Consider the following 26,921-nt stretch of genomic DNA (forward strand, 5'->3'; position numbering starts at 1 on the left):
TAAGGTATTGGTCAATTTTTATATTTAATAGTTTTAGTAGAATTATTAATACATTCTTTTCAAACTTTATCCATACAAACTCTTAATTCACATTTTTTATTTTTATTATTCATAGTTTTTTTCTTTATAAATAAAATATCTTTTCATTATGAGTTAAAATATGTTTATAAGAAGTGACTATATAATTAATTGACAAATCATTATGGTTATATGGATTATTTAGTTTAAAACCTTTTCTGTTTTCTTCTCATGTAACATTATATTTAAAACAAGGATTAGTAATCTTTGTTTTACTATCAGTTATTTCACCAATAAATCAACTATTATGCTGTTCATAAAATGTTAATGGTTCAAGTTTTATATCATTAAGATAATATTCTTTGGGTGTTTCTGGTTTATTAACAGTTATTTTCTGTTCAGAAATATATGGTTCTAATAATTTTGTTAATTCATCACCATTTAATTCTCTTTTAATATTTTCAGAATTAAAAACCCAATATGTGTAATTATTATCAACAATAAAAGAATTATTTTTAATCATTCATTTTGGAAGTGATAATTTATATTCAACATAATCAATAAGAATAGATTGTGGTTTATCTTTAACAATTTGTTCTTTTTTAAATTCTATTTGCATAATAATCCTTTCCTAATATGTCCTGTTGCTTCTAGCATAAAGGACATATATTTTGATTTTTAAATTATTAATAATACTATTATTAGTTTTATTCATTCCAGAAATTCTGGGCTCAAAAATAAATTGTGAAATTTTAAAAAACATTGAGGCATTCGATTCAATATTTATTTAATTTGCATTTAGCAAATTAATATTTTAATTGAACCGGCACCGCTCAATGTTTTTTACAAGTTTGAAATTTATTTTCTCGCCCAAAAATTTTTCAAAAAAAATAAAAAATAAAACCAACACTTGCTCACTGGTGAGTGGCAAGGTTGGTTAAATAAAGAATAGAATTAATATAGTAGGTTCCCTAAGCAGGTCTATATATACTAGTTTCCAATCCGCTCCCACCCCAAGAATTACCATTAAATGGTTAGTATATTTTATTAGGTATCACTCCACTTTTTATTTATCCATGCAAGTCCACATGCTAGCTACTATTTTTAACAACTGTGTTGTAGTTCACTTTTTTAGTTCCCTAACACGTGTTGATAATAGCGTTAAAGAGGGTTATTAAAAATTTTAAAATTTTACAATTACAAAAAAAGACAAGATTTTTATTCTCATCTTTTGTCATTTATTTTTAATTTAAGGATTTAAAAAAGAAAGGAGCTATTTTTAAAACTTTTTAGTTATCGACATCTTCGGTACGCTCCCTCTACGTGTGGCTGTATTTGCTGTACCAATAGGCATAATTAATGTCCTTATTATTTAAGAGTTATTTTTATAGGATTTGTTGAACCTTGATAATTTGCATCATTAATATCTGCAGTAATAATTACATATAAATCTCCTGCTTTTTGATTTTGATTACTTACATCAGTTTTGCCTTGTGCATCACTAAAATATTTAATATTTGCATGTACTAAATCTAATGCTGGATTCAAACCAGTAATTTCTCTTGCATTTTTTATTGCTGTATCTAGTAATTGATTTTTTCTATTCGTATTAGCAGTAATATCAGTTGTTAAAATTGTAAGTTTACTACTTAAATCTGTTTTAGTAATAATTCCACATAGCATTCAACGTGATGTTGTTTCTTTTTTTGACATATAAGGAATTGATTGACCTAGTACTTCACCACCAACTTTATATGCTCTACCAAGTTTGCCATCAGCAATTTCTTGAACATAAACAATTGTTTGTTGTAACATATATCTTTTCATTGCTCTTGGTGTTGCTAAAATAAAAGGTATAATTTGTTTTTTATTTTCACTATCAGTAAATGTCATATAATCATCCATTACAATTTGACATAATACACCTTTTATATATAAATCATTACCATTTAATCTTAGTTGTTGAGCAATTTGGTTATCTGTAATTAAACCTTTATTATTAGCCAAATAAACAATAGTATCATAAAGATTATTTGTAATAAAGAAACGACAATTTGCACTATTTCTTAATTGAAATAAAGTATTTCAAGCAGATAACATTGCCTGTATATGCCCTGTTGGTGATGTGTCACTAATTATTACTTTAGTTCCGTTATCGCTAATTACTTGTATATCATCAGTTGCTAATTTATCTGCTAAATCATTAGCGACTTCATATTGCATACTTTCTAATAAATTTTGTCCATTTTCAGCATTTAAGTCAACTGCTGCAATAGTTTCACCAGCAACATATAATTTTTCAATTATTTTTGGAATAGTATCAGTTTGTGCATAAGTTACATCTATTCTTTGACTTTTATCATTTCATGCAATAACTTTAATTGATGGGTCTTTTGGAACTTTAATAATAAATTCTATTTTAGTAGAATTAACTATTTCAATAGGAAAAAAGTTTGCTCATGGACTATTTGATTGTTTGAAAAATTCAATAAATTCTGGTGCTTCAACTAGTTTTTCTGTATTATTTAAGTTTGTTTGAATATTAATTGCCATTTTTATTTTCCTTTCTGTTATAAATTATTTTTCTTTTTATAATCCAATAAACTACTTTTTATTGAATTCGATTGATTTGTTAATATTGTTTCTTGTTTACCACCTGTATTAATTGGTTCTTTAAATACTGGTTGTTCTTTAATCATTTTTTTAATAGTGTCTTCTACTTTTGAATTTTCTATATTACTTGTTTTAAATTTTAAAAAATCATAAAATTCTTTTTTAACTTGATATTTTTTAAATATATTAAGCATTTCTTTTTCTTTAATTTCTTCATTAAGTTTATTTAACTTATTTTCTAATTCAACAATCTTAGTTTCTTGTTCTTTTTGCAAATCATTATTTTCAGTTAAAGGTTCAGTTGTTTCTTGAACATTAGTTTCATTTTCTAACATTTACATTACACCTTTATTTATTTTCTTTATTAATTTTTTCATTTAATTTTGCTAATTTTTTTTGATGTTTTATTACTTTATTATTTGCTCGAACATGTTTTGGAGTTGTAATAAATCGTTTAAATCAAACAATTAATTCTCTGCAAATTAATGTTCCTACACTTGTTCCAATAATGATTAATTCATGCAATAATTCTTTCATTTCAATATTTTCCTTTCAATTATTTATTTTTTAATTATTCGTCAAATTGACCACCATTAATTCTTTCAACCATTGACTGATAATTACTTATAATAGTTACTAATAAAGAAATTTCTTTATTTAATTGTTCCATCCTTTCTTTATGTATTTTTATTTCGTGATTATAATATTCAATTAATTTTTCTTTATTCATAAATTACTCACCTCCTTTATAAACTGTCATAATATGTAGTTGGTCTATATACTGGTGATATTCTATCTACAACATCATTAATTAATCTTGCATTTTCACTAGTAAATGTTGTTTCTTGCATTTCTTCAACATGATTAGTTGTTTCCATTGGTAGTAAATTATGGATAATTTCAGATGCACCAGCAATAATAGTCGGAACTGCATAAGCATTCATAAAATCATTATTAATACCCATAGCAACACCACTACTAATCAAACAACCACCAGTTGCCATATTTGCTATTTTACGTATAGTTTCAAATTTACTTGGTATTAATTCTGTAATTCCAGCAACCAAATTTGCAATACCATATGAATTTAAAGATATATAAGTATCTCAATCCATTAAAGATTGGTCATTAACATTATTATTAGTTACTGATAATGTTAATGCTGGTCATGGCGGAGTTTCTGTAGTGGTTGTAGTTGGGGTGATAGGATTTATTGTTTCAGTAAATTTACTATAATTTGCTAAACCAATTGTTCCTAATCCTAATGCTATTTTTTTACTTGAATTTAATAGTTTACTTTTTAAATTTGGCATTTGATTTAAATTTCATATATCAATTCCTAATTTTTTAGAAAATAATAAAGCATTTATACTACCTAATATTGGATTACCAATAAGTTGACCATAGTATGCAGAAGTTCCTATCACACCAAATAATGGACTTGCTCCAGTTCTTATTAATTTTAATAAAGTGTAATTACTTGATTGTACAGTTATGTCATTTGGCATTTTCTTCTACTTCTTCTACTTTCTGTTTAATAAAAACTTCTATTCAACCTTGATAATTAAAGTTATCTCCAACTAAAATTGCAGTATTAGCATGTGGTTGAGAAACAATTAAATATTTAGCAATAACATTGGGATATTTTCATAAAATCAATGCTTTTATATCATTACTATCTGTTAAATCTTTGGGATTTGGTGAAAATATTTCTATTTTATCTTCACCAAATAAATCTTTTAATTTAATCATTATCAAATTCTCCATTTTCAATTCTTTCTTTTAAAGAAAAGACATATTCTGTATAAGTTCTATGTGGATTTTTATCATTTATAATTTCATCGATATCTAAAATTAATTTTTCTTTATATTCATTAATATATTTTTGGGCAATTTTTCTTCTTATATTTTCAACTTTTATCATATGTTTATCACAAAAATATCTTACTTGAACATTATCTTTATCTAATTTTGTTGGTAAATTATTACAATTTGTTATATGTTTACCAAGTTCATTAACTTCACTAAAACAACATGGTATATTTTCTTTATTCATTATCAATGTTTCCTAAATTTCTTCAACTTCTTCTATTTCATTTATTAACTGATTCTAATCAACAACTATTACAGGTATTGGATAAAAAGTTTTCTTTTACTTTATTGTACATAGAACATTTATCTTCATATTTCATATTATTTCTCCTTATTTTCAATTTGATTAGCAATTTCACTTAATATTTTTAATACTTTATATTCATTTTTTAATTCTTTACTAATAAATATTAAAAATATTATTAGTGTTATGCTTGTTATTAATATTGGTACTATTAATAAAATTTTTCATAATATCATTTTTTACTCTTTTCATTTTTTAAATCATTTAACATTTATTGAACAAAATGCACGATTTTTAGGAATATTTAAAGTGTTAAAAATTTGACAAGTTACAATAATTTCATCGTTTTTGTTTAATAAAATACAGCGTCTATAAAATTTTGGGTTGTTAAAAATTAAAGTAACTGGATGGGTTACACTTTATTGGACACTAATTACATAGACAAGTGAACAAATTAGTTAAAAGAAAGGAATTATAATTATGGTCACTATTAACTCATATTCAGATGAATTTAAAAAACAAATAGTAGCTTTATATCAAAGTGGCAAATCAGTATCTTGCCTTGTTAAAGAATACAATGTTACAAGAGCAGCTACTTACAATTGAATTAAGCAATTTACTAATTCAGGTAGTTTTAAAACTAAAGATAATCTTTCAGATTTAGAAAAACAATTAATTCAAGCAAATAAAGAATTAAAACAGTTACGAATGGAAATTGATATTTTAAAGCAAGCAGCACTAATAATAGGCAGAAAGTAGAGATTATTGCAAATAATAAATCTAAATATAAAATTCGCACAATGTGTCATTTTTTAAAACTCTCTAAATCAACATATTATTTTAATTTAAAGAAAAAAAATAAAATTCAAAATAATATTTATGAACAAGCTGTTATTAGTGCTTTTAAAGAAAATAAAGAAGTTTATGGTACTAGAAGATTAAAAGTCATACTAGCAAACCAAGAAATTTATTTATCACGCAGAAAAATTAAAGAAATTATGAATAAGCATAATTTAATATCAAAATACACTAAATTATCATTCAAAAATTAGAGGCTTTTTAATAATCTGTGAGGCTTTTTAATAATCTGTGTATCTTTGTTTTACAAAGTTACTAATTTAGATTAATTCTGTCTTCAAATTTTATCATAAAATGAGCAATTGCTGTATTTCAATTTTGAATAGGCAATGTTCATTTTTTTGTTATATTTTCAATTGCCAAGTAAAATATTTTGAAAACTGCCATATCATTAGGAAAAACTTTTTTATTTCTGATGATTTTTCGTAATTGACTATTAACAGATTCAATAGCATTTGTAGTATAAATCACTCTTTTGATTTCTACTGGATAACTAATAAAAACCATTAAATTATCTCAATTTTTATATCAAGATTTAGTAATTTGAGGATATTGTTTATTTCATTTACTTTCAAACGATTCTAAAGCTTGCATTGCTTGTTCTTCACTACATGCACTATAAATTGGTTTTAAATCTGCAACTAGACATTTTCGATGTTTGTATGAAACATATTTTAAACTATTTCTAATTTGATGAACAATGCATAATTGATGTTCTGTTTTAGGATAAACTGATTGTATTGCTTCTGACATGCCTGTTAAATTATCACTACAAGCAATAAGAATATCATTTAAGCCACGATTTTTCATTTCTGTGAAATTAGATAATCAAAACTTAGAACCTTCATTTTCACTAATTCATAATCCTAAAACATCTTTTTTGCCTTCTAAATCAACTCCTAATGCTATATAAACTGATTTGTTAATAATCCGTTTATCTTGTCGTACTTTAACTACTATACAATCAAAATAAACAATAGGATAAATACTTTCTAATGGTCGATTTTGTCATGCTTTAACATCATCAATAACATCATCAGTAATTTGACTAATAACACTTTCACTAATATCAGCACCATGATATAACTCTTGCAACTGCATTCTAATGTCAGATAATGTCATTCCTTTTGCATACAAGGAAAGAACTTGTTGATCAAAACCATCAAATCTTCTTTGCCTTTTAGGAACTATTACAGGAGTAAAATTACTATTGCGATCTCTTGGTACATCAATTTCAATTTTACCTTGTTGAGTTATTAATTTTTTTGAACTTGTACCATTACGAGCATTGTCACTATTACTATGTTGATTCTTTTCATATCCCAAATAATTTTGCATCTCAGAATTCAACATTTTTTCAACTAATCTTTTTGTTAATTCTTTATATAAACCGCCAGATTTAAAAACTGTTGTTAAATCTTCAGTATTTTCTAGTAATAAATCTACTGCTTTTGATATTGGATCATTATTATTAAAGTTATCTTTTTTAGCCATCTGTAACTCACTCTTTCTAGTCATTTAATTATATTTACTAGAATTAATTAAACATAGTTATTTTTGTAAGTTACACAGATTACTAAACATTTCCAAAAATTATCATAATAAAGTCAATGATAGTCAAATAACCAATCTTGTTAATAGAAACTTTAATAATAGAATTAAAAATGAAGTTATTGTTAGTGATTTAACTTATGTTCAAGTTAATGGTAAATGAAACTATATTTGCCTATTAATCGACCTATTTAACCGCGAAATTATTGGACATAGTGTTGGAGTTAAAAAAGATGCATCATTAGTATATCAAGCATTTATGCAATCAAATCACTGTTTAAAAGATATTGAAATATTTCATACTGATCGCGGTAATGAATTCAATAATAAAACTATTGATAAACTTTTATTAGCTTTCAACATAACTCGATCTTTAAGCAAAAAAGGATGTCCTTATGACAATGCTGTTGCTGAAGCAACTTTTAAAACTTTCAAAATTGAATTTATTAATGATAAAAATTTTACATCATTAATCCAATTAAAATTAGAATTATTTGATTACATCAATTGATATAACAACATAAGAATTCACAGTACTCTAAACTACCTAACTCCAGTTAGTTATCAAAAACAAATGTCTACCAAAAAATAGTCCTAAAAAGGGTTGCCATTCCAATTTTTTTATTATCAAAATGTTTTTTAATTAATAAAAAGTATTCTTTAAATAGATTTTTGCTTTTTAAAACTGTTTTAGTTTTAAATGTTTCATTAAAAACAATATTATTAGTTTCATTTGAGTATATAATAATTCCATTACTACCAATACCAGCAGGGTCAATTCCAATAATTAAGTCATATTGCATTAATCAAATTAACCTCTAACAATTGTTTTAATAATTTCTAAATCACAATTACTTCAGCAATATTTACATTCTTCGATAAACTCTTTATGTCCACAAACTAAATTATTTTTTTGTAAACTATCAATTTGTTTGATTAATCCTGCTTTATATTCAATAATCTTTTTTTCCATTATGTAAATCATCCCTTTTCAATTATTTTTGCTGTTTGTTTAAGGTATTTAGGTATTTTGTTATAACAACTGTCACATATTAAATAAGGTATTGGTCAATTTTTATATTTAATAGTTTTAGTAGAATTATTAATACATTCTTTTCAAACTTTATCCATATAAACTCTTAATTCACATTTTTTATTTTTATTATTCATAGTTTTTTTCTTTATAAATAAAATATCTTTTCATTATGAGTTAAAATATGTTTATAAGAAGTGACTATATAATTAATTGACAAATCATTATGGTTATATGGATTATTTAGTTTAAAACCTTTTCTGTTTTCTTCTCATGTAACATTATATTTAAAACAAGGATTAGTAATCTTTGTTTTACTATCAGTTATTTCACCAATAAATCAACTATTATGCTGTTCATAAAATGTTAATGGTTCAAGTTTTATATCATTAAGATAATATTCTTTGGGTGTTTCTGGTTTATTAACAGTTATTTTCTGTTCAGAAATATATGGTTCTAATAATTTTGTTAATTCATCACCATTTAATTCTCTTTTAATATTTTCAGAATTAAAAACCCAATATGTGTAATTATTATCAACAATAAAAGAATTATTTTTAATCATTCATTTTGGAAGTGATAATTTATATTCAACATAATCAATAAGAATAGATTGTGGTTTATCTTTAACAATTTGTTCTTTTTTAAATTCTATTTGCATAATAATCCTTTCCTAATATGTCCTGTTGCTTCTAGCATAAAGGACATATATTTTGATTTTTAAATTATTAATAATACTATTATTAGTTTTATTCATTCCAGAAATTCTGGGCTCAAAAATTTTTCAAAAAAAATAAAAAATAAAACCAACACTTGCTCACTGGTGAGTGGCAAGTGTTGGTTAAATAAAGAATAGAATTAATATAGTAGGTTCCCTAAGCAGGTCTATATATACTAGTTTCCAATCCGCTCCCACCCCAAGAATTACCATTAAATGGTTAGTATATTTTATTAGGTATCACTCCACTTTTTATTTATCCATGCAAGTCCACATGCTAGCTACTATTTTTAACAACTGTGTTGTAGTTCACTTTTTTAGTTCCCTAACACGTGTTGATAATAGCGTTAAAGAGGGTTATTAAAAATTTTAAAATTTTACAATTACAAAAAAAGACAAGATTTTTATTCTCATCTTTTGTCATTTATTTTTAATTTAAGGATTTAAAAAAGAAAGGAGCTATTTTTAAAACTTTTTAGTTATCGACATCTTCGGTACGCTCCCTCTACGTGTGGCTGTATTTGCTGTACCAATAGGCATAATTAATGTCCTTATTATTTAAGAGTTATTTTTATAGGATTTGTTGAACCTTGATAATTTGCATCATTAATATCTGCAGTAATAATTACATATAAATCTCCTGCTTTTTGATTTTGATTACTTACATCAGTTTTGCCTTGTGCATCACTAAAATATTTAATATTTGCATGTACTAAATCTAATGCTGGATTCAAACCAGTAATTTCTCTTGCATTTTTTATTGCTGTATCTAGTAATTGATTTTTTCTATTCGTATTAGCAGTAATATCAGTTGTTAAAATTGTAAGTTTACTACTTAAATCTGTTTTAGTAATAATTCCACATAGCATTCAACGTGATGTTGTTTCTTTTTTTGACATATAAGGAATTGATTGACCTAGTACTTCACCACCAACTTTATATGCTCTACCAAGTTTGCCATCAGCAATTTCTTGAACATAAACAATTGTTTGTTGTAACATATATCTTTTCATTGCTCTTGGTGTTGCTAAAATAAAAGGTATAATTTGTTTTTTATTTTCACTATCAGTAAATGTCATATAATCATCCATTACAATTTGACATAATACACCTTTTATATATAAATCATTACCATTTAATCTTAGTTGTTGAGCAATTTGGTTATCTGTAATTAAACCTTTATTATTAGCCAAATAAACAATAGTATCATAAAGATTATTTGTAATAAAGAAACGACAATTTGCACTATTTCTTAATTGAAATAAAGTATTTCAAGCAGATAACATTGCCTGTATATGCCCTGTTGGTGATGTGTCACTAATTATTACTTTAGTTCCGTTATCGCTAATTACTTGTATATCATCAGTTGCTAATTTATCTGCTAAATCATTAGCGACTTCATATTGCATACTTTCTAATAAATTTTGTCCATTTTCAGCATTTAAGTCAACTGCTGCAATAGTTTCACCAGCAACATATAATTTTTCAATTATTTTTGGAATAGTATCAGTTTGTGCATAAGTTACATCTATTCTTTGACTTTTATCATTTCATGCAATAACTTTAATTGATGGGTCTTTTGGAACTTTAATAATAAATTCTATTTTAGTAGAATTAACTATTTCAATAGGAAAAAAGTTTGCTCATGGACTATTTGATTGTTTGAAAAATTCAATAAATTCTGGTGCTTCAACTAGTTTTTCTGTATTATTTAAGTTTGTTTGAATATTAATTGCCATTTTTATTTTCCTTTCTGTTATAAATTATTTTTCTTTTTATAATCCAATAAACTACTTTTTATTGAATTCGATTGATTTGTTAATATTGTTTCTTGTTTACCACCTGTATTAATTGGTTCTTTAAATACTGGTTGTTCTTTAATCATTTTTTTAATAGTGTCTTCTACTTTTGAATTTTCTATATTACTTGTTTTAAATTTTAAAAAATCATAAAATTCTTTTTTAACTTGATATTTTTTAAATATATTAAGCATTTCTTTTTCTTTAATTTCTTCATTAAGTTTATTTAACTTATTTTCTAATTCAACAATCTTAGTTTCTTGTTCTTTTTGCAAATCATTATTTTCAGTTAAAGGTTCAGTTGTTTCTTGAACATTAGTTTCATTTTCTAACATTTACATTACACCTTTATTTATTTTCTTTATTAATTTTTTCATTTAATTTTGCTAATTTTTTTTGATGTTTTATTACTTTATTATTTGCTCGAACATGTTTTGGAGTTGTAATAAATCGTTTAAATCAAACAATTAATTCTCTGCAAATTAATGTTCCTACACTTGTTCCAATAATGATTAATTCATGCAATAATTCTTTCATTTCAATATTTTCCTTTCAATTATTTATTTTTTAATTATTCGTCAAATTGACCACCATTAATTCTTTCAACCATTGACTGATAATTACTTATAATAGTTACTAATAAAGAAATTTCTTTATTTAATTGTTCCATCCTTTCTTTATGTATTTTTATTTCGTGATTATAATATTCAATTAATTTTTCTTTATTCATAAATTACTCACCTCCTTTATAAACTGTCATAATATGTAGTTGGTCTATATACTGGTGATATTCTATCTACAACATCATTAATTAATCTTGCATTTTCACTAGTAAATGTTGTTTCTTGCATTTCTTCAACATGATTAGTTGTTTCCATTGGTAGTAAATTATGGATAATTTCAGATGCACCAGCAATAATAGTCGGAACTGCATAAGCATTCATAAAATCATTATTAATACCCATAGCAACACCACTACTAATCAAACAACCACCAGTTGCCATATTTGCTATTTTACGTATAGTTTCAAATTTACTTGGTATTAATTCTGTAATTCCAGCAACCAAATTTGCAATACCATATGAATTTAAAGATATATAAGTATCTCAATCCATTAAAGATTGGTCATTAAAATTATTATTAGTTACTGATAATGTTAATGCTGGTCATGGCGGAGTTTCTGTAGTGGTTGTAGTTGGGGTGATAGGATTTATTGTTTCAGTAAATTTACTATAATTTGCTAAACCAATTGTTCCTAATCCTAATGCTATTTTTTTACTTGAATTTAATAGTTTACTTTTTAAATTTGGCATTTGATTTAAATTTCATATATCAATTCCTAATTTTTTAGAAAATAATAAAGCATTTATACTACCTAATATTGGATTACCAATAAGTTGACCATAGTATGCAGAAGTTCCTATCACACCAAATAATGGACTTGCTCCAGTTCTTATTAATTTTAATAAAGTGTAATTACTTGATTGTACAGTTATGTCATTTGGCATTTTCTTCTACTTCTTCTACTTTCTGTTTAATAAAAACTTCTATTCAACCTTGATAATTAAAGTTATCTCCAACTAAAATTGCAGTATTAGCATGTGGTTGAGAAACAATTAAATATTTAGCAATAACATTGGGATATTTTCATAAAATCAATGCTTTTATATCATTACTATCTGTTAAATCTTTGGGATTTGGTGAAAATATTTCTATTTTATCTTCACCAAATAAATCTTTTAATTTAATCATTATCAAATTCTCCATTTTCAATTCTTTCTTTTAAAGAAAAGACATATTCTGTATAAGTTCTATGTGGATTTTTATCATTTATAATTTCATCGATATCTAAAATTAATTTTTCTTTATATTCATTAATATATTTTTGGGCAATTTTTCTTCTTATATTTTCAACTTTTATCATATGTTTATCACAAAAATATCTTACTTGAACATTATCTTTATCTAATTTTGTTGGTAAATTATTACAATTTGTTATATGTTTACCAAGTTCATTAACTTCACTAAAACAACATGGTATATTTTCTTTATTCATTATCAATGTTTCCTAAATTTCTTCAACTTCTTCTATTTCATTTATTAACTGATTCTAATCAACAACTATTACAGGTATTGGATAAAAAGTTTTCTTTTACTTTATTGTACATAGAACATTTATCTTCATATTTCATATTATTTCTCCTTATTTTCAATTTGATTAGCAATTTCACTTAATATTTTTAATACTTTATATTCATTTTTTAATTCTTTACTAATAAATATTAAAAATATTATTAGTGTTATGCTTGTTATTAATATTGGTACTATTAATAAAATTTTTCATAATATCATTTTTTACTCTTTTCATTTTTTAAATCATTTAACATTTATTGAACAAAATGCACGATTTTTAGGAATATTTAAAGTGTTAAAAATTTGACAAGTTACAATAATTTCATCGTTTTTGTTTAATAAAATACAGCGTCTATAAAATTTTGGGTTGTTAAAAATTAAAGTAACTGGATGGGTTACACTTTATTGGACACTAATTACATAGACAAGTGAACAAATTAGTTAAAAGAAAGGAATTATAATTATGGTCACTATTAACTCATATTCAGATGAATTTAAAAAACAAATAGTAGCTTTATATCAAAGTGGCAAATCAGTATCTTGCCTTGTTAAAGAATACAATGTTACAAGAGCAGCTACTTACAATTGAATTAAGCAATTTACTAATTCAGGTAGTTTTAAAACTAAAGATAATCTTTCAGATTTAGAAAAACAATTAATTCAAGCAAATAAAGAATTAAAACAGTTACGAATGGAAATTGATATTTTAAAGCAAGCAGCACTAATAATAGGCAGAAAGTAGAGATTATTGCAAATAATAAATCTAAATATAAAATTCGCACAATGTGTCATTTTTTAAAACTCTCTAAATCAACATATTATTTTAATTTAAAGAAAAAAAATAAAATTCAAAATAATATTTATGAACAAGCTGTTATTAGTGCTTTTAAAGAAAATAAAGAAGTTTATGGTACTAGAAGATTAAAAGTCATACTAGCAAACCAAGAAATTTATTTATCACGCAGAAAAATTAAAGAAATTATGAATAAGCATAATTTAATATCAAAATACACTAAATTATCATTCAAAAATTAGAGGCTTTTTAATAATCTGTGAGGCTTTTTAATAATCTGTGTATCTTTGTTTTACAAAGTTACTAATTTAGATTAATTCTGTCTTCAAATTTTATCATAAAATGAGCAATTGCTGTATTTCAATTTTGAATAGGCAATGTTCATTTTTTTGTTATATTTTCAATTGCCAAGTAAAATATTTTGAAAACTGCCATATCATTAGGAAAAACTTTTTTATTTCTGATGATTTTTCGTAATTGACTATTAACAGATTCAATAGCATTTGTAGTATAAATCACTCTTTTGATTTCTACTGGATAACTAATAAAAACCATTAAATTATCTCAATTTTTATATCAAGATTTAGTAATTTGAGGATATTGTTTATTTCATTTACTTTCAAACGATTCTAAAGCTTGCATTGCTTGTTCTTCACTACATGCACTATAAATTGGTTTTAAATCTGCAACTAGACCTTTTCGATGTTTGTATGAAACATATTTTAAACTATTTCTAATTTGATGAACAATGCATAATTGATGTTCTGTTTTAGGATAAACTGATTGTATTGCTTCTGACATGCCTGTTAAATTATCACTACAAGCAATAAGAATATCATTTAAGCCACGATTTTTCATTTCTGTGAAATTAGATAATCAAAACTTAGAACCTTCATTTTCACTAATTCATAATCCTAAAACATCTTTTTTGCCTTCTAAATCAACTCCTAATGCTATATAAACTGATTTGTTAATAATCCGTTTATCTTGTCGTACTTTAACTACTATACAATCAAAATAAACAATAGGATAAATACTTTCTAATGGTCGATTTTGTCATGCTTTAACATCATCAATAACATCATCAGTAATTTGACTAATAACACTTTCACTAATATCAGCACCATGATATAACTCTTGCAACTGCATTCTAATGTCAGATAATGTCATTCCTTTTGCATACAAGGAAAGAACTTGTTGATCAAAACCATCAAATCTTCTTTGCCTTTTAGGAACTATTACAGGAGTAAAATTACTATTGCGATCTCTTGGTACATCAATTTCAATTTTACCTTGTTGAGTTATTAATTTTTTTGAACTTGTACCATTACGAGCATTTTCAGTAGTACTATGTTGATTTTTTTCATATCCTAAATAATTTTGCATTTCAGAATTCAACATTTTTTCAACTAATCTTTTTGTTAATTCTTTATATAAACCGCTAGGTTTAAAAACTGTTGTTAAATCTTCAGTATTTTCTAGTAATAAATCTACTGCTTTTGATATTGGATCATTATTATTAAAGTTATCTTTTTTAGCCATCTGTAACTCACTCTTTCTAGTAATTTAATTATATTTGCTAGAATTAATTAAACATAGTTATTTTTGTAAGTTACACAGATTACTAAACATTTCCAAAAATTATCATAATAAAGTCAATGATAGTCAAATAACCAATCTTGTTAATAGAAACTTTAATAATAGAATTAAAAATGAAGTTATTGTTAGTGATTTAACTTATGTTCAAGTTAATGGTAAATGAAACTATATTTGCCTATTAATCGACCTATTTAACCGCGAAATTATTGGACATAGTGTTGGAGTTAAAAAAGATGCATCATTAGTATATCAAGCATTTATGCAATCAAATCACTGTTTAAAAGATATTGAAATATTTCATACTGATCGCGGTAATGAATTCAATAATAAAACTATTGATAAACTTTTATTAGCTTTCAACATAACTCGATCTTTAAGCAAAAAAGGATGTCCTTATGACAATGCTGTTGCTGAAGCAACTTTTAAAACTTTCAAAATTGAATTTATTAATGATAAAAATTTTACATCATTAATCCAATTAAAATTAGAATTATTTGATTACATCAATTGATATAACAACATAAGAATTCACAGTACTCTAAACTACCTAACTCCAGTTAGTTATCAAAAACAAATGTCTACCAAAAAATAGTCCTAAAAAGGGTTGCCATTCCAATTTTTTTATTATCAAAATGTTTTTTAATTAATAAAAAGTATTCTTTAAATAGATTTTTGCTTTTTAAAACTGTTTTAGTTTTAAATGTTTCATTAAAAACAATATTATTAGTTTCATTTGAGTATATAATAATTCCATTACTACCAATACCAGCAGGGTCAATTCCAATAATTAAGTCATATTGCATTAATCAAATTAACCTCTAACAATTGTTTTAATAATTTCTAAATCACAATTACTTCAGCAATATTTACATTCTTCGATAAACTCTTTATGTCCACAAACTAAATTATTTTTTTGTAAACTATCAATTTGTTTGATTAATCCTACTTTATATTCAATAATCTTTTTTTCCATTATGTAAATCATCCCTTTTCAATTATTTTTGCTGTTTGTTTAAGGTATTTAGGTATTTTGTTATAACAACTGTCACATATTAAATAAGGTATTGGTCAATTTTTATATTTAATAGTTTTAGTAGAATTATTAATACATTCTTTTCAAACTTTATCCATATAAACTCTTAATTCACATTTTTTATTTTTATTATTCATAGTTTTTTTCTTTATAAATAAAATATCTTTTCATTATGAGTTAAAATATGTTTATAAGAAGTGACTATATAATTAATTGACAAATCTGGAATGGCAACCCTTTTTAGGACTATTTTTTGGTAGACATTTGTTTTTGATAACTAATTGGAGTTAGGTAGTTTAGAGTACTGTGAATTCTTATGTTGTTATATCAATTGATGTAATCAAATAATTCTAATTTTAATTGGATTAATGATGTAAAATTTTTATCATTAATAAATTCAATTTTGAAAGTTTTAAAAGTTGCTTCAGCAACAGCATTGTCATAAGGACATCCTTTTTTGCTTAAAGATCGAGTTATGTTGAAAGCTAATAAAAGTTTATCAATAGTTTTATTATTGAATTCATTACCGCGATCAGTATGAAATATTTCAATATCTTTTAAACAGTGATTTGATTGCATAAATGCTTGATATACTAATGATGCATCTTTTTTAACTCCAACACTATGTCCAATAATTTCGCGGTTAAATAGGTCGATTAATAGGCAAATATAGTTTCATTTACCATTAACTTGAACATAAGTTAAATCACTAACAATAACTTCATTTTTAATTCTATTATTAAAGTTTCTATTAACAAGATTGGTTATTTGACTATCATTGACTTTATTATGATAATTTTTGAATGATAATTTAGTGTATTTTGATATTAAATTATGCTTATTCATAATTTCTTTAATTTTTCTGCGTGATAAATAAATTTCTTGGTTTGCTAGTATGAATTTTAATCTTCTAGTACCATAAACTTCTTTATTTTCTTTAAAAGCACTAATAACAGCTTGTTCATAAATATTATTTTGAATTTTATTTTTTTTCTTTAAATTAAAATAATATGTTGATTTAGAGAGTTTTAAAAAATGACACATTGTGCGAATTTTATATTTAGATTTATTATTTGCAATAATCTCTACTTTCTGCCTATTATTAGTGCTGCTTGCTTTAAAATATCAATTTCCATTCGTAACTGTTTTAATTCTTTATTTGCTTGAATTAATTGTTTTTCTAAATCTGAAAGATTATCTTTAGTTTTAAAACTACCTGAATTAGTAAATTGCTTAATTCAATTGTAAGTAGCTGCTCTTGTAACATTGTATTCTTTAACAAGGCAAGATACTGATTTGCCACTTTGATATAAAGCTACTATTTGTTTTTTAAATTCATCTGAATATGAGTTAATAGTGACCATAATTATAATTCCTTTCTTTTAACTAATTTGTTCACTTGTCTATGTAATTAGTGTCCAATAAAGTGTAACCCATCCAATATTTTATTAGGTATCACTCCACTTTTTATTTATCCATGCAAGTCCACATGCTAGCTACTATTTTTAACAACTGTGTTGTAGTTCACTTTTTTAGTTCCCTAACACGTGTTGATAATAGCGTTAAAGAGGGTTATTAAAAATTTTAAAATTTTACAATTACAAAAAAAGACAAGATTTTTATTCTCATCTTTTGTCATTTATTTTTAATTTAAGGATTTAAAAAAGAAAGGAGCTATTTTTAAAACTTTTTAGTTATCGACATCTTCGGTACGCTCCCATATCTTATAATAAAATTTAGAATACTAAAATATAGTAAGAATTTAGGAGAGAAAGATATGGAACTTACAATTAATATTTTATCTTGAATTGGAGCAATTTTAACTAGTATTGTTTTAATTCCCCAAAGTTTTAAAATAATTCGCACCAGAGATACAAAATCATTATCATTATATATGTATATTATTTTTGTACTATCAGCAATAACATGAATTATTTTTGCAATATTGTCTAATCAACCTGCTATTATTACAACTAATACTATTGTATTATTTTTTGCAAGTATTATTTTAATTCTAAAAATTAATAATATTTTTAGAAAAAAAGAAAAACCATAGTTTCAATTAGCTAATAAGAATTAAAGGATTTTCATTAATATATTTAATTCATCATTTAAAACCATGAGCACCATTTTCATCAATTACTAGATTAGTAGTAATTTTTCTATTAGTTAATATTTTTTTTAATTCAATAGTATTACTTTCATAATTTGTTACTAATTTGCCTTCAAAAAACTTTGGTTCTTTTTTTCCTACCCATAGTTCAACTATTAAAGGTTGATTATTATTTAAAACTTTAGTTTTTAAATCTTCAATAATTTGTGAATTAAATCAAATTGCTGGCGAAAATAATAATAATTTTGTAAATTGTAATTTTGATAAATATAACATTTGTAAACAAAAATATGCCCCCAAAGAACAACCAATGGCATTTAAATTTTTAATTTTTAAATTAAACTTTTTAATAACAAATGGTATAACCTCATTAATAATAAATTCTAAGTAATTTTTACCATTACCACCAAGAAAATCAATGTTACTTTTTTTTAATTCAGGAAAATATTTTGTCATTAATATTTTTACATCATCATTGGTATAATTTGCTAAATCATTAAAACGAGTCATATTATTGGTACTACCAATACCAATAAAAATACAATTACTATTATTTTCAAATAAAATATTACTATTACTATTAAGTAACATATCTTTACCATCAAAAACTAAATAAACTTCATAAGCAATATTTTGATCATAAATAGAAGGTAAAGCAATAATAATATCTTTATTAATATTTAAAATTTTACTTTTAATATTATCAACTTTTACATCATAATTATTCATATTTTTTATCCTTAATTTATTGATAATTTCCTAACAAAGAATAATTCATTATTCTAATATAAAAATTAAAATTAGTTTGTTCTAAGCGCATAGCGCATTTAACCAATTCATCTAAAATTATCAACTTATTAGTAAATAAAGTTTCATATGAAAAAAAAGCTTTTAAATTTAAATCAGTACTATCTTTTGTCAGCAATGTTTTTCTGGTTTCTAAATCCAACAAATAAAATAACATTAATAAACTTCCAAACTCATAATTATTTTTTATTTTTGTTTCATTCTTAGTTAAATTAATAAAAATATTACCACTAATATTTACCAATCTTTTAATTATTAGCAAACTTTCTTTTTTCAAATTAGAATTATTTATCAAAAAATCAGGTAATACTACTTTTGAAGTATCATCAAACCAAACTTTTATTTGATCTTTACATCCAAGTAATAATAAAAGTTCCTTGGCATTTTGATAATCATCTAACTGTTTTTCTTGACGCTTAAAAGTAGGAATTAAAGCAGAAATAGTTAATATAAAATTTGCAACTAATCTTAAATATTCTTTATAAGAAATTTTATTGAAATATAAATAAACACTTATTATTTTCATAAACATTAAATTTTGATTACTATTAAATATTAAGTTATAAGTATTACGATAATCTTTTGCTTTTAAATGACCTATTTTTTTTTTAATTTCGCGCTTAAAAAAATAATTACTTTTTAAAAGCAAAAGATGGTTAAATAATCGATATTCGGGAATCATTTTTTACTTCCAATCTAATTATATATTTTTAAATTTAATCTTAAAATAATTATAACATTGAAATAAATAAGTACATAATGTTACTTATTTATTATATTTAATTGCCAATAATATCATTGATAATTAATTATATTTAATATATAAATTTAAAAAGTTATTTTAAATAATAACTTTTTAAATCCATTCTTAACTAAAATCTTTTTTTCTTATAAAGAATTTATTAATCTCAAAGAAGAACTTAATTTTTCTTCTGCTTTATCTTCATTTGGCAAACTAAAACAAGATTGATTTTTTTCAATATCTGTTTCAAAACCAAGATCACTATATTGACTATTAACTCTTGAAATTAATTCTTTTTTACTAGAAAAAGGATTCTTTTCATCAAATTGCTTTGATATTTCATTTTCTGAAATTAAATTTAATTTATCAAAAATTTCTTCATTTTTTTCATTTGTAATTTTATTAATCAAACTGACTTGTAAATTAATAATATTTTCAAAAATATTTAATTTTAAAACTTTAAGTGGTTTAATATTTTTTTCATTTTCATTTATTTCTTCTCTTAAATTTCTTGTTTTCAATTTTATTTCTTTAATTTCTTTATTAACTTTTTTGTTTCTAACATATTTAAAAATACCAAAACTAATAGTATTTACAAAAGTTATTTGTCAATTTTTTTCTGCTTTTTTTTCTCTTAAATCTTGAATATCACGTTCAAGTAAATCAATTTTATCTAATATTTCTTTATTTTTTTCTTCAAAATCAAATATTTTTTGTTCTAAATCCTTAATTTGAATTGCTGAGAAACTAATACTATCAAATAATTCTGTATCACCATCTTCTTCAAAAGGATTTTTCTTAGATGGATATATAGAATGTTCTAATTCTTCAAAGTTTTTATTTTTTAAAATAAAATCTAATTGTTCAAATATTTCTTTATATCTCTTAACTTTATTTTCATATAACTGACCTTGTAAATCAATAATTTCTTTTAAAATATTTAATTTTGAATTTTTAAATGGTTGTGCATTTTTTTCATTTTCATCAATTTCTTCTATTAAAGTTTTTATATTTAATTCTGTTTTTTTAATTTGTTTATTAATATTTGAAAATAGTTGTATTTTTTTTAATTTTTTTAAACGTTTAATTTTATTTTCTAAAGATTCAATTTGCTCAACTATTTCTTCACTTTTTTTCTCAATAAAAAATATTTCTTTATCCAATTCTTCTTTTGCTTTTTTGTAAAATAGGAGGTACTGTAGAAAAACTTTTCGCGAAATTGTTTATTAAATTTTGACTAAAACAACAATTTCCAAATATTTTAGCATCTTCTTCTTCCACTGATTTAGAAAGTACTTCAATATCACTGCCGTCATCATCTTCATTAAAACTACTATCCTTATTTGAAGATGTTATTGTAATTTCTTCTTCTGGTATATCTGATAATTGTCTTTCAAAATTGATAGTGCTTGACTTTGAATATATTTTTACATTATCATTTTCTTGTTCTAACTCAGAAAGTACTTCAATATCACTATCATCATCTTCATCAAAACCACTATCTTTACTTAAAAATATATCATCTTCTTGCTCGGATTCAGAAAGTACTTCAATATCACTATCATCATCATTAAAATTTAATTTATTAACAGTAACATCTACTTCTATTTCTTCACTAAAGATACTTTTTTTATTTAAAGATATTTTTAAAATATCATCTTTTTTCTCAGATTCAGAAAGTACTTCAATATGACTATCATCATCACTATTATATCCAGAAGAATTTTGTTCTAATGAAGAATCATTATTAATAGGATCTACTATTTTTGCTATTTGATTTTTTAAATTATCTAACTGTTGAAAAAATTCTTTATTAATTTTAATTAATCGATTGTTAACAAAAAATAAGTTTTTTAAAAGAATATTAGTTTTTTTAATAATTTTTAATTTTTTAATTTTTAACAATTTAATAATATTTTTATTATTATTTATCGTTTGTTTCAAACATTCTCTCTTAATTTTTATTTCTTTAATTTGCTTATCAATATTTTTGTTTTTATAATATTTAAAAATACCAAAAGTAAATACATTTAAAAAAGTTAGTTTTCAATTTTTTTTTGTTTTTCTAGAACTTTAATATTTTTTTCTAATACTTTAATTTCTCCTATTAATTTTATATTTTTATCTTCTTCATCAAATATTTGTCCAGTTAATTCATTGATTTCTTCATCTAATGTAAAAAATTCCTCCTCTTCGATTAATGAAATATTTAATTTTAATTCTGTATTTTTTTTATCAATATAAGATATTTTTTCATCTAATTTATTAATTTCTTTATCTAATAGTAAAAAAGATTCTTCTTTAGTTAATGGCATATATACTTCTCCTTTTTAAAAACAATGGGTAAAAACTTATATTAAGTTTATTAAAGTATATTATACTTTATTTTTTTATTTTTTAACTATTAATTTTTAAAAAATAGTTACATTGAACAAAAATATTACATTATAACATAAAAAATATCTTTAAAATAAGATAATATATTTATATTAGAAATATAGTTATTAACTAAATTCAATCATATACTAGTTATAATTACTTATTTATTTTATCTAAAACACCATTAATGTATTTATAAGCATCATTTGGACAATAAGCTTTAGTTATAATAATAGCTTCATTAATAATAATTTTTTTATCTGTTTTAGTATGGACAATTTCATACACTGCTAAAATTAAAATTGCTTGTTCAATTGGTTTTAAATTTTCAAAATCTCATCCTTGTTTTAAATTTTTATTAATTAAATCTATTAAATCATATTCATAATCAATTATTTTATTTAATATCTCACATTGTTCAGTAATTAAACTCTTACCTTCTTCTTCAAAAAGAAATTGTTTAAATGCTTGTTGTGATTGGCCTTCAAGGAAATATTGATATAATACTTCCATCATGCCAATTCTTTTATGATGCTGGGTTATCTTCTTTTGTTCTTGCATTGTTGATTTCTACTTCCTTAGTTTTAGCAATAAATATTATATAAATATTTAATAAAAATAAATTTAAAGCTGATTCAGTACGTCTTAAAATTAAATTATTAATTTTATTTTTTAAATTTACTAAATCTTCATTTGGATTAACAATTAATTTTATTCGCACAACAATATTATTATTAATAGCAATAATATCATTTGTTTCTAACATTAGAACTTCAACATCTTCTAATGTTAATTGATAGTTATCATTAATTAATAACATATAAATAAATTTTTTAATAACTAACGAAGATAATTTTAATGTTCCAACTTTACTTTCTTCAATAAGTATTTCCATAATATTCACCTTTCTTAAGCGCGAGTTTTGTATTTCCCTTCATCTGTACTTACTACAATTTTATCACCATTATTAATAAACATTGGTACTTGTAATTGTAAACCATTTTCTAAAATAGCTGTTTTTGTCGTATTAGAAACACTATTTCCCTTGACTCCTGGTGGAGCATCAACAACCGCTAATACTACCGAAGGAGGTAAATCAATACCTAATATTTCTAAATTTTTATAAACCCTTAATGATACTTCATTACCAGGAACTAAAAATTTTTTTTCTCATGATAAGCGTGATTGATCAATCCTAATTTCATTATAATCTTCATTATCCATAAAAACTGAATACATACCATCATCATAACTATAAATTGCTGGTCGTTTATCAATAATAGCTGGATAAACTGTATCACCACCGGTAAAAGTAATACTAATAATAGCTTGTGTCCTTAAATTTTTTGCTTTTACCTTCACATGCGCTTGTCCACGTCCACTTTTAGAATGTGCTGATTCAATAACTATTAAAATATCAGTTTTATTATGTAAAAAAGTAATTCCTGGTTTAAAATCATTAACGTTAATCATTTTTATTTTTTCTCCTTTCAAATGTCAATTTCACGAGATGATTTTGTTAAAATTTGATAACCATCTTTGGTAACTAAAATATCATCTTCAATTCTAACACCACCTAAATTAGGAATATAAATACCTGGTTCAACAGTAATAACCATTCCCGGAACTAAAATAGTAGATTCATTTTTAATAACTCAAGGCGATTCATGAATTTCAATACCAAGTCCATGACCAGTACCATGAGTAAAATATTGTTCATAACCCTTTTCTTTAATATATTCTCTACAAATCTTATCAATTTCACCAATAGCTATACCTGGTTTTACAGCCTTAATTCCTGCCATTTGTGCTGATTTAACTATTTCATGAATTTCAATTAATTTTGGATTAACTTTACCAATCGCAAAAGTTCTAGTCATATCTGAACAAAAACCTTCATATACACAACCAAAGTCACAAGTAATTAACTCATTATTGCCAATTTTTTTATTACTAGCTTTACCATGAGGCATTGCTCCTCTTTCTCCAGAAGCAACAATAGTATCAAATGATGCTTTTGTTGCACCATTTTTAACAAATGAACGTAATATTATATCTTCAACATCTTTTTCACTAACACCAGGTCGGATAAAGCTTAAAACTTCATTAAAAGCCAAATCATCAATAGCACAAGCTTTTGCAATTCGTGCAATTTCGATTTCATCTTTAATCATTCTTAATGAACTAACATAAATTGGAACAAATTCAATATCTTTAATTTCTTGCTTTCAACTTTCTAATTGAGCAATAGTAATATATTCTGCTTCAAAACCAATTTTTTTAATTTTTTGTGATTTTAATAAATCTTTCAACGAAGAAAAAATATTACTAAATTGAATGCATTTAACATTTTTGGCATTTTCTTTTCCCTCAGTAATATATCTTCCATCTAATAATAAATTTGCATCATTTTTGCTAATCAATAAATAACCTAACGTTGAAATAAAATCACTATATCAAAAGCAATTTTCGGGAGAGTAAAATAACATAGCATCTATTTTATTTTTGGTTAATATTGTTTCAATAATTTCTTTTTTATTTAAATTTTTCATTTTAAATTCAATCCTTTTAATAAATCATTAATTAATAACTAAGTATATTGTACTGCAAATTAAAGAAAAGAAATAAGTAAAACTTATTTCTTTTCTTTATGTAGTGTATGTTGATTACAACGAGAACAATGTTTTTTTGTTTCTAATTTTTCAGGCTTAGTTTTTTTATTACGATCAGCAATATAATTTTCTTCTTTGCAAACTTCACATCTTAAAGTTAATCCATCACGCATTGTGCGCCTCCTTAATAATAATTGAGTTATATACAATACAATATTATTGCATAATTAAATAGTTAGTTCAATTAAATAAAGGAATTATTTTTAAACTTCCTTATATGAAAAAATGTTACTAATATTAAAAATACAAAATATCAGTAACTAGGTAATTATTTAAATAATATTATTTAAAATACTTGATATCAATATAAGTCATCAGTTTTATACTGTGTAAAAATACTAACTGTTTTATTATATCTATTAATTTCGCCATTCATTCCATCAGGAATACTTTTAGTATTAACTTCTAAATTCTCAATTTTGTTTATATTTGCATCAATATTAAGAACATAATTTGGATTATTTAATGTTTTAACGAAAAAATTAGTTGAAGATTTACCCTTATTTTCTTGATTATTTAATAATTTTATTTCACTTATTTCATTAGTTAAATTTATTGTTTTTAATACAACTAATTCATTTTCAGAATTAAGATTTCTCTCAATTATTCTAACTGTCATTTTTTGTTGTCGATCAAATAAAAGTAATAATTGACTATTAATATTCAATAAATCATAATCATCAGAAATTTCAAAATTATATTTTCCTTTAATAACTTGACCTGATGAATCAATAATTTGAATATTTTTACTATCTTCTTTTAAAATATATGTTTTACTATTTAATCTAATAATATCAATTCCATAAAGATCTAATTCAGAATATGTATTACTTACATAATCATAAATTAATACTTGATTATTATCATCTTTAATTACTCAAACTTCTCTATTAGTTTTAAAAAAATATTTTGCTGTTCACGATAATTTATTAATAGTAAAATCGGAATTACTTACTAAAAGACTATAGTCTCCATTATCTGACTTAATAATAACTTCATCATCACGAATATAGTTAATTTCTTTTATTGTATGAAATAAAGAAACAAATTTTAATGGCATTAATTTTTGATCTTTTATTTCTCCAAGAGTAAGTATAGTGTGATTTAAAATTTTTGTTTCAATTAAAAATTTTGTATTACTAATTGCTGTTACCTTGCCATAAAGATTAAATTCTTTAAATATTTCTATTTTTAATGAAGTTAAAACACCATTAGAAGTTAATAAATACAGGTTTTTGGTAAATTTTTCTGTTAAAATTCCGTAATTTCCTCCTTGACCATTAGTGAATTCAGTGAATCTTATATGATCAGGATTAGAAATTTCTTGAAACTTCTTATCTTTATCTAAAAATCATAATTGATTTCCATTAATCACTAAACCAAGATTATTATTAAAAAAATAAAATTTACCTTTTTTATTCAAATTAATTAAAGAAATATCATCTTTACTTTGTTGAAGATTATATTTTAAATCTTGTAACTGATTAGCATTCGTACCTATATTATTAGTATTTAAAATACTACTTAAACTGCTAACAGTTGTTGCAAGTGTTAAAACACTTAATGTTTTTAATAATGCTTTCATGATGAAAACCCCCTTTTTTCCCCATTAACTTCTTAAATTTAAGAAGTTAATTACATTTTAATTTTCAAAAAAAATAAATGCAATAAAAAATTAATATTAAAGTATTCTAATCTATTTTCTAAAAAATATTTTTTATCAAAACCATTCTCCTTTTTAAAATCTTTAATTTGACAAATTTTAAAATATACTTATCAAATAACTTCTATTTACAATTAATTTATTTTCATAAAATTAATAAATCCATTACTTAAAACTAAAGTAATGGATTAATTTTTATATTAAACTAATAATATATTTATAATGTTATTTTTGGTAATTCTTTTCTAAAGATTAAATAATACATACCAGGTAATAAAATA

Annotated in this window: 43 protein-coding genes; 7 read left to right on the top strand and 36 right to left on the bottom strand. The window is 23.2% G+C overall.

Annotated elements, in window-relative coordinates:
* Nucleotides 1-124 precede the first annotated feature (124 nt).
* From AACK94_RS06265 to AACK94_RS06305, 9 genes are all read right to left on the bottom strand, one after another.
* On the bottom strand, nucleotides 125-637 hold the full coding sequence (locus AACK94_RS06265) for a hypothetical protein (protein WP_338975225.1): 513 nt from the start codon (nucleotides 635-637) through the stop codon (nucleotides 125-127).
* Between the two features lie 749 nt (nucleotides 638-1,386).
* Nucleotides 1,387-2,571: a hypothetical protein gene (locus AACK94_RS06270; protein ID WP_338975556.1), complete on the bottom strand. Its 1,185-nt coding sequence runs from the start codon at nucleotides 2,569-2,571 to the stop codon at nucleotides 1,387-1,389.
* Between the two features lie 17 nt (nucleotides 2,572-2,588).
* Nucleotides 2,589-2,966 (bottom strand): hypothetical protein, encoded by a 378-nt coding sequence (locus AACK94_RS06275; protein WP_338975557.1) that lies wholly within the window; start codon nucleotides 2,964-2,966, stop codon nucleotides 2,589-2,591.
* A 13-nt stretch (nucleotides 2,967-2,979) separates the two neighbouring features.
* Entirely contained in the window at nucleotides 2,980-3,168 is a 189-nt protein-coding gene (locus AACK94_RS06280) for a hypothetical protein (protein ID WP_338975562.1), read from the bottom strand.
* 34 nt (nucleotides 3,169-3,202) lie between these two features.
* Nucleotides 3,203-3,361 carry a hypothetical protein gene (locus AACK94_RS06285; protein ID WP_174480523.1) on the bottom strand — a complete coding sequence of 53 codons (159 nt, stop codon included), beginning with the start codon at nucleotides 3,359-3,361 and terminating at the stop codon, nucleotides 3,203-3,205.
* A 16-nt stretch (nucleotides 3,362-3,377) separates the two neighbouring features.
* Nucleotides 3,378-4,139 (bottom strand): hypothetical protein, encoded by a 762-nt coding sequence (locus AACK94_RS06290; RefSeq protein ID WP_338975563.1) that lies wholly within the window; start codon nucleotides 4,137-4,139, stop codon nucleotides 3,378-3,380.
* The gene (locus AACK94_RS06295; protein ID WP_338975564.1) at nucleotides 4,108-4,383 is read right to left on the bottom strand and encodes a hypothetical protein; all 276 of its coding nucleotides are present in this window, start codon (nucleotides 4,381-4,383) and stop codon (nucleotides 4,108-4,110) included. The genes AACK94_RS06290 and AACK94_RS06295 overlap by 32 nt, the downstream gene beginning before the upstream one ends.
* Nucleotides 4,376-4,687 carry a hypothetical protein gene (locus tag AACK94_RS06300; protein WP_338975561.1) on the bottom strand — a complete coding sequence of 104 codons (312 nt, stop codon included), beginning with the start codon at nucleotides 4,685-4,687 and terminating at the stop codon, nucleotides 4,376-4,378. The genes AACK94_RS06295 and AACK94_RS06300 overlap by 8 nt, the downstream gene beginning before the upstream one ends.
* A 137-nt stretch (nucleotides 4,688-4,824) precedes the next feature.
* A complete protein-coding gene (locus AACK94_RS06305; RefSeq protein ID WP_174480528.1) occupies nucleotides 4,825-4,983 on the bottom strand; it encodes a hypothetical protein in 159 nt (52 codons plus the stop codon).
* A 244-nt stretch (nucleotides 4,984-5,227) separates the two neighbouring features.
* Here AACK94_RS06305 and AACK94_RS06310 point away from each other — a divergent pair, with 244 nt between their 5' ends.
* Nucleotides 5,228-5,506 carry a transposase gene (locus AACK94_RS06310; protein ID WP_338975565.1) on the top strand — a complete coding sequence of 93 codons (279 nt, stop codon included), beginning with the start codon at nucleotides 5,228-5,230 and terminating at the stop codon, nucleotides 5,504-5,506.
* 41 nt (nucleotides 5,507-5,547) lie between these two features.
* Nucleotides 5,548-5,799, top strand: coding sequence for an IS3 family transposase (locus AACK94_RS06315; RefSeq protein ID WP_338975567.1), 252 nt, complete (start codon nucleotides 5,548-5,550; stop codon nucleotides 5,797-5,799).
* Nucleotides 5,800-5,860: 61 nt separating this feature from the next.
* Here AACK94_RS06315 and AACK94_RS06320 read toward each other — a convergent pair whose 3' ends face one another.
* Nucleotides 5,861-7,099, bottom strand: coding sequence for an IS256 family transposase (locus tag AACK94_RS06320; protein ID WP_338976371.1), 1,239 nt, complete (start codon nucleotides 7,097-7,099; stop codon nucleotides 5,861-5,863).
* A 178-nt stretch (nucleotides 7,100-7,277) separates the two neighbouring features.
* On the opposite strand from AACK94_RS06320, the gene AACK94_RS06325 reads away from it, so the two are divergent.
* Nucleotides 7,278-7,748 carry a transposase gene (locus AACK94_RS06325; RefSeq protein ID WP_422397409.1) on the top strand — a complete coding sequence of 157 codons (471 nt, stop codon included), beginning with the start codon at nucleotides 7,278-7,280 and terminating at the stop codon, nucleotides 7,746-7,748.
* Here the strand turns inward: AACK94_RS06325 and AACK94_RS06330 are convergent.
* From AACK94_RS06330 to AACK94_RS06380, 11 genes are all read right to left on the bottom strand, one after another.
* Nucleotides 7,735-7,959, bottom strand: a complete 225-nt coding sequence (locus tag AACK94_RS06330; RefSeq protein ID WP_338975568.1) for a hypothetical protein — start codon at nucleotides 7,957-7,959, stop codon at nucleotides 7,735-7,737. The two genes, AACK94_RS06325 and AACK94_RS06330, sit on opposite strands and share 14 nt — an antisense overlap.
* An 8-nt stretch (nucleotides 7,960-7,967) precedes the next feature.
* On the bottom strand, nucleotides 7,968-8,129 hold the full coding sequence (locus AACK94_RS06335; protein ID WP_338975569.1) for a hypothetical protein: 162 nt from the start codon (nucleotides 8,127-8,129) through the stop codon (nucleotides 7,968-7,970).
* Nucleotides 8,130-8,337: 208 nt separating this feature from the next.
* Nucleotides 8,338-8,850, bottom strand: coding sequence for a hypothetical protein (locus AACK94_RS06340; protein WP_338975225.1), 513 nt, complete (start codon nucleotides 8,848-8,850; stop codon nucleotides 8,338-8,340).
* Nucleotides 8,851-9,461: 611 nt separating this feature from the next.
* Nucleotides 9,462-10,646, bottom strand: coding sequence for a hypothetical protein (locus AACK94_RS06345; RefSeq protein WP_338975556.1), 1,185 nt, complete (start codon nucleotides 10,644-10,646; stop codon nucleotides 9,462-9,464).
* Between the two features lie 17 nt (nucleotides 10,647-10,663).
* On the bottom strand, nucleotides 10,664-11,041 hold the full coding sequence (locus tag AACK94_RS06350; RefSeq protein WP_338975557.1) for a hypothetical protein: 378 nt from the start codon (nucleotides 11,039-11,041) through the stop codon (nucleotides 10,664-10,666).
* 13 nt (nucleotides 11,042-11,054) lie between these two features.
* Nucleotides 11,055-11,243, bottom strand: a complete 189-nt coding sequence (locus AACK94_RS06355; protein WP_338975562.1) for a hypothetical protein — start codon at nucleotides 11,241-11,243, stop codon at nucleotides 11,055-11,057.
* Between the two features lie 34 nt (nucleotides 11,244-11,277).
* Nucleotides 11,278-11,436: a hypothetical protein gene (locus tag AACK94_RS06360; protein WP_174480523.1), complete on the bottom strand. Its 159-nt coding sequence runs from the start codon at nucleotides 11,434-11,436 to the stop codon at nucleotides 11,278-11,280.
* A 16-nt stretch (nucleotides 11,437-11,452) separates the two neighbouring features.
* Nucleotides 11,453-12,214 (bottom strand): hypothetical protein, encoded by a 762-nt coding sequence (locus AACK94_RS06365; RefSeq protein WP_338975570.1) that lies wholly within the window; start codon nucleotides 12,212-12,214, stop codon nucleotides 11,453-11,455.
* The gene (locus AACK94_RS06370) at nucleotides 12,183-12,458 is read right to left on the bottom strand and encodes a hypothetical protein (protein ID WP_338975564.1); all 276 of its coding nucleotides are present in this window, start codon (nucleotides 12,456-12,458) and stop codon (nucleotides 12,183-12,185) included. The genes AACK94_RS06365 and AACK94_RS06370 overlap by 32 nt, the downstream gene beginning before the upstream one ends.
* A complete protein-coding gene (locus AACK94_RS06375) occupies nucleotides 12,451-12,762 on the bottom strand; it encodes a hypothetical protein (RefSeq protein WP_338975561.1) in 312 nt (103 codons plus the stop codon). The genes AACK94_RS06370 and AACK94_RS06375 overlap by 8 nt, the downstream gene beginning before the upstream one ends.
* A gap of 137 nt (nucleotides 12,763-12,899) precedes the next feature.
* Nucleotides 12,900-13,058, bottom strand: coding sequence for a hypothetical protein (locus AACK94_RS06380; protein ID WP_174480528.1), 159 nt, complete (start codon nucleotides 13,056-13,058; stop codon nucleotides 12,900-12,902).
* Nucleotides 13,059-13,302: 244 nt separating this feature from the next.
* Between AACK94_RS06380 and AACK94_RS06385 the strand changes: the two genes are divergently transcribed.
* Nucleotides 13,303-13,581 (top strand): transposase, encoded by a 279-nt coding sequence (locus AACK94_RS06385; RefSeq protein WP_338975565.1) that lies wholly within the window; start codon nucleotides 13,303-13,305, stop codon nucleotides 13,579-13,581.
* 41 nt (nucleotides 13,582-13,622) lie between these two features.
* Nucleotides 13,623-13,874 carry an IS3 family transposase gene (locus AACK94_RS06390; protein ID WP_338975567.1) on the top strand — a complete coding sequence of 84 codons (252 nt, stop codon included), beginning with the start codon at nucleotides 13,623-13,625 and terminating at the stop codon, nucleotides 13,872-13,874.
* Nucleotides 13,875-13,935: 61 nt separating this feature from the next.
* On the opposite strand, the gene AACK94_RS06395 is transcribed toward AACK94_RS06390, so the two are convergent.
* Nucleotides 13,936-15,174 (bottom strand): IS256 family transposase, encoded by a 1,239-nt coding sequence (locus AACK94_RS06395; protein ID WP_338975571.1) that lies wholly within the window; start codon nucleotides 15,172-15,174, stop codon nucleotides 13,936-13,938.
* A 34-nt stretch (nucleotides 15,175-15,208) separates the two neighbouring features.
* Between AACK94_RS06395 and AACK94_RS06400 the strand changes: the two genes are divergently transcribed.
* Nucleotides 15,209-15,823: an IS3 family transposase gene (locus AACK94_RS06400; protein WP_422397385.1), complete on the top strand. Its 615-nt coding sequence runs from the start codon at nucleotides 15,209-15,211 to the stop codon at nucleotides 15,821-15,823.
* Here the strand turns inward: AACK94_RS06400 and AACK94_RS06405 are convergent.
* From AACK94_RS06405 to AACK94_RS06415, 3 genes are all read right to left on the bottom strand, one after another.
* Entirely contained in the window at nucleotides 15,810-16,034 is a 225-nt protein-coding gene (locus AACK94_RS06405; protein ID WP_338975568.1) for a hypothetical protein, read from the bottom strand. The two genes, AACK94_RS06400 and AACK94_RS06405, sit on opposite strands and share 14 nt — an antisense overlap.
* Before the next feature lie 8 nt (nucleotides 16,035-16,042).
* The gene (locus tag AACK94_RS06410) at nucleotides 16,043-16,204 is read right to left on the bottom strand and encodes a hypothetical protein (RefSeq protein WP_338975224.1); all 162 of its coding nucleotides are present in this window, start codon (nucleotides 16,202-16,204) and stop codon (nucleotides 16,043-16,045) included.
* A gap of 306 nt (nucleotides 16,205-16,510) precedes the next feature.
* Nucleotides 16,511-17,628, bottom strand: a protein-coding gene (locus AACK94_RS06415) for an IS3 family transposase (RefSeq protein ID WP_338975572.1) whose coding sequence is annotated in 2 segments (ribosomal slippage) — nucleotides 16,511-17,358 and nucleotides 17,358-17,628 — 1,119 coding nt in all. Because the reading frame shifts where the segments join, the coding sequence is not laid out codon by codon here.
* A gap of 413 nt (nucleotides 17,629-18,041) precedes the next feature.
* On the opposite strand from AACK94_RS06415, the gene AACK94_RS06420 reads away from it, so the two are divergent.
* Nucleotides 18,042-18,320, top strand: coding sequence for a SemiSWEET family sugar transporter (locus AACK94_RS06420; protein WP_286641432.1), 279 nt, complete (start codon nucleotides 18,042-18,044; stop codon nucleotides 18,318-18,320).
* 6 nt (nucleotides 18,321-18,326) lie between these two features.
* On the opposite strand, the gene AACK94_RS06425 is transcribed toward AACK94_RS06420, so the two are convergent.
* The 11 genes from AACK94_RS06425 to AACK94_RS06475 form a co-directional block, all read right to left on the bottom strand.
* A complete protein-coding gene (locus AACK94_RS06425; protein ID WP_338975573.1) occupies nucleotides 18,327-19,106 on the bottom strand; it encodes an alpha/beta hydrolase-fold protein in 780 nt (259 codons plus the stop codon).
* A gap of 16 nt (nucleotides 19,107-19,122) precedes the next feature.
* Complete coding sequence (locus AACK94_RS06430) at nucleotides 19,123-19,866, bottom strand: hypothetical protein (RefSeq protein WP_338975574.1); 744 nt, start codon at nucleotides 19,864-19,866, stop codon at nucleotides 19,123-19,125.
* 206 nt (nucleotides 19,867-20,072) lie between these two features.
* Nucleotides 20,073-21,089: a hypothetical protein gene (locus tag AACK94_RS06435; protein ID WP_338975575.1), complete on the bottom strand. Its 1,017-nt coding sequence runs from the start codon at nucleotides 21,087-21,089 to the stop codon at nucleotides 20,073-20,075.
* Entirely contained in the window at nucleotides 21,082-21,870 is a 789-nt protein-coding gene (locus tag AACK94_RS06440) for a hypothetical protein (protein WP_338975576.1), read from the bottom strand. Before AACK94_RS06440 ends, AACK94_RS06435 begins: the two co-directional genes overlap by 8 nt.
* A 95-nt stretch (nucleotides 21,871-21,965) precedes the next feature.
* Nucleotides 21,966-22,241, bottom strand: coding sequence for a hypothetical protein (locus AACK94_RS06445; protein WP_338975578.1), 276 nt, complete (start codon nucleotides 22,239-22,241; stop codon nucleotides 21,966-21,968).
* Between the two features lie 220 nt (nucleotides 22,242-22,461).
* Nucleotides 22,462-22,866 (bottom strand): transcription antitermination factor NusB, encoded by a 405-nt coding sequence (gene nusB / locus AACK94_RS06450; protein WP_281748253.1) that lies wholly within the window; start codon nucleotides 22,864-22,866, stop codon nucleotides 22,462-22,464.
* Nucleotides 22,832-23,200: a hypothetical protein gene (locus AACK94_RS06455; protein ID WP_338975579.1), complete on the bottom strand. Its 369-nt coding sequence runs from the start codon at nucleotides 23,198-23,200 to the stop codon at nucleotides 22,832-22,834. Before AACK94_RS06455 ends, nusB begins: the two co-directional genes overlap by 35 nt.
* A gap of 14 nt (nucleotides 23,201-23,214) precedes the next feature.
* A complete protein-coding gene (efp, locus tag AACK94_RS06460; protein ID WP_338975581.1) occupies nucleotides 23,215-23,778 on the bottom strand; it encodes an elongation factor P in 564 nt (187 codons plus the stop codon).
* 2 nt (nucleotides 23,779-23,780) lie between these two features.
* Complete coding sequence (locus tag AACK94_RS06465; protein ID WP_338975582.1) at nucleotides 23,781-24,857, bottom strand: aminopeptidase P family protein; 1,077 nt, start codon at nucleotides 24,855-24,857, stop codon at nucleotides 23,781-23,783.
* Nucleotides 24,858-24,940: 83 nt separating this feature from the next.
* The gene (gene rpmG / locus AACK94_RS06470; RefSeq protein WP_174481164.1) at nucleotides 24,941-25,090 is read right to left on the bottom strand and encodes a 50S ribosomal protein L33; all 150 of its coding nucleotides are present in this window, start codon (nucleotides 25,088-25,090) and stop codon (nucleotides 24,941-24,943) included.
* 173 nt (nucleotides 25,091-25,263) lie between these two features.
* Nucleotides 25,264-26,562 carry a hypothetical protein gene (locus AACK94_RS06475; protein WP_338975583.1) on the bottom strand — a complete coding sequence of 433 codons (1,299 nt, stop codon included), beginning with the start codon at nucleotides 26,560-26,562 and terminating at the stop codon, nucleotides 25,264-25,266.
* Nucleotides 26,563-26,921: the final 359 nt, after the last annotated feature.

The sequence above is a fragment of the Spiroplasma endosymbiont of Monopis laevigella genome (genome assembly GCF_964019975.1).
Taxonomy (GTDB): Bacteria; Bacillota_I; Bacilli_A; order Mycoplasmatales; family VBWQ01; genus Spiroplasma_E; species Spiroplasma_E ixodetis_A.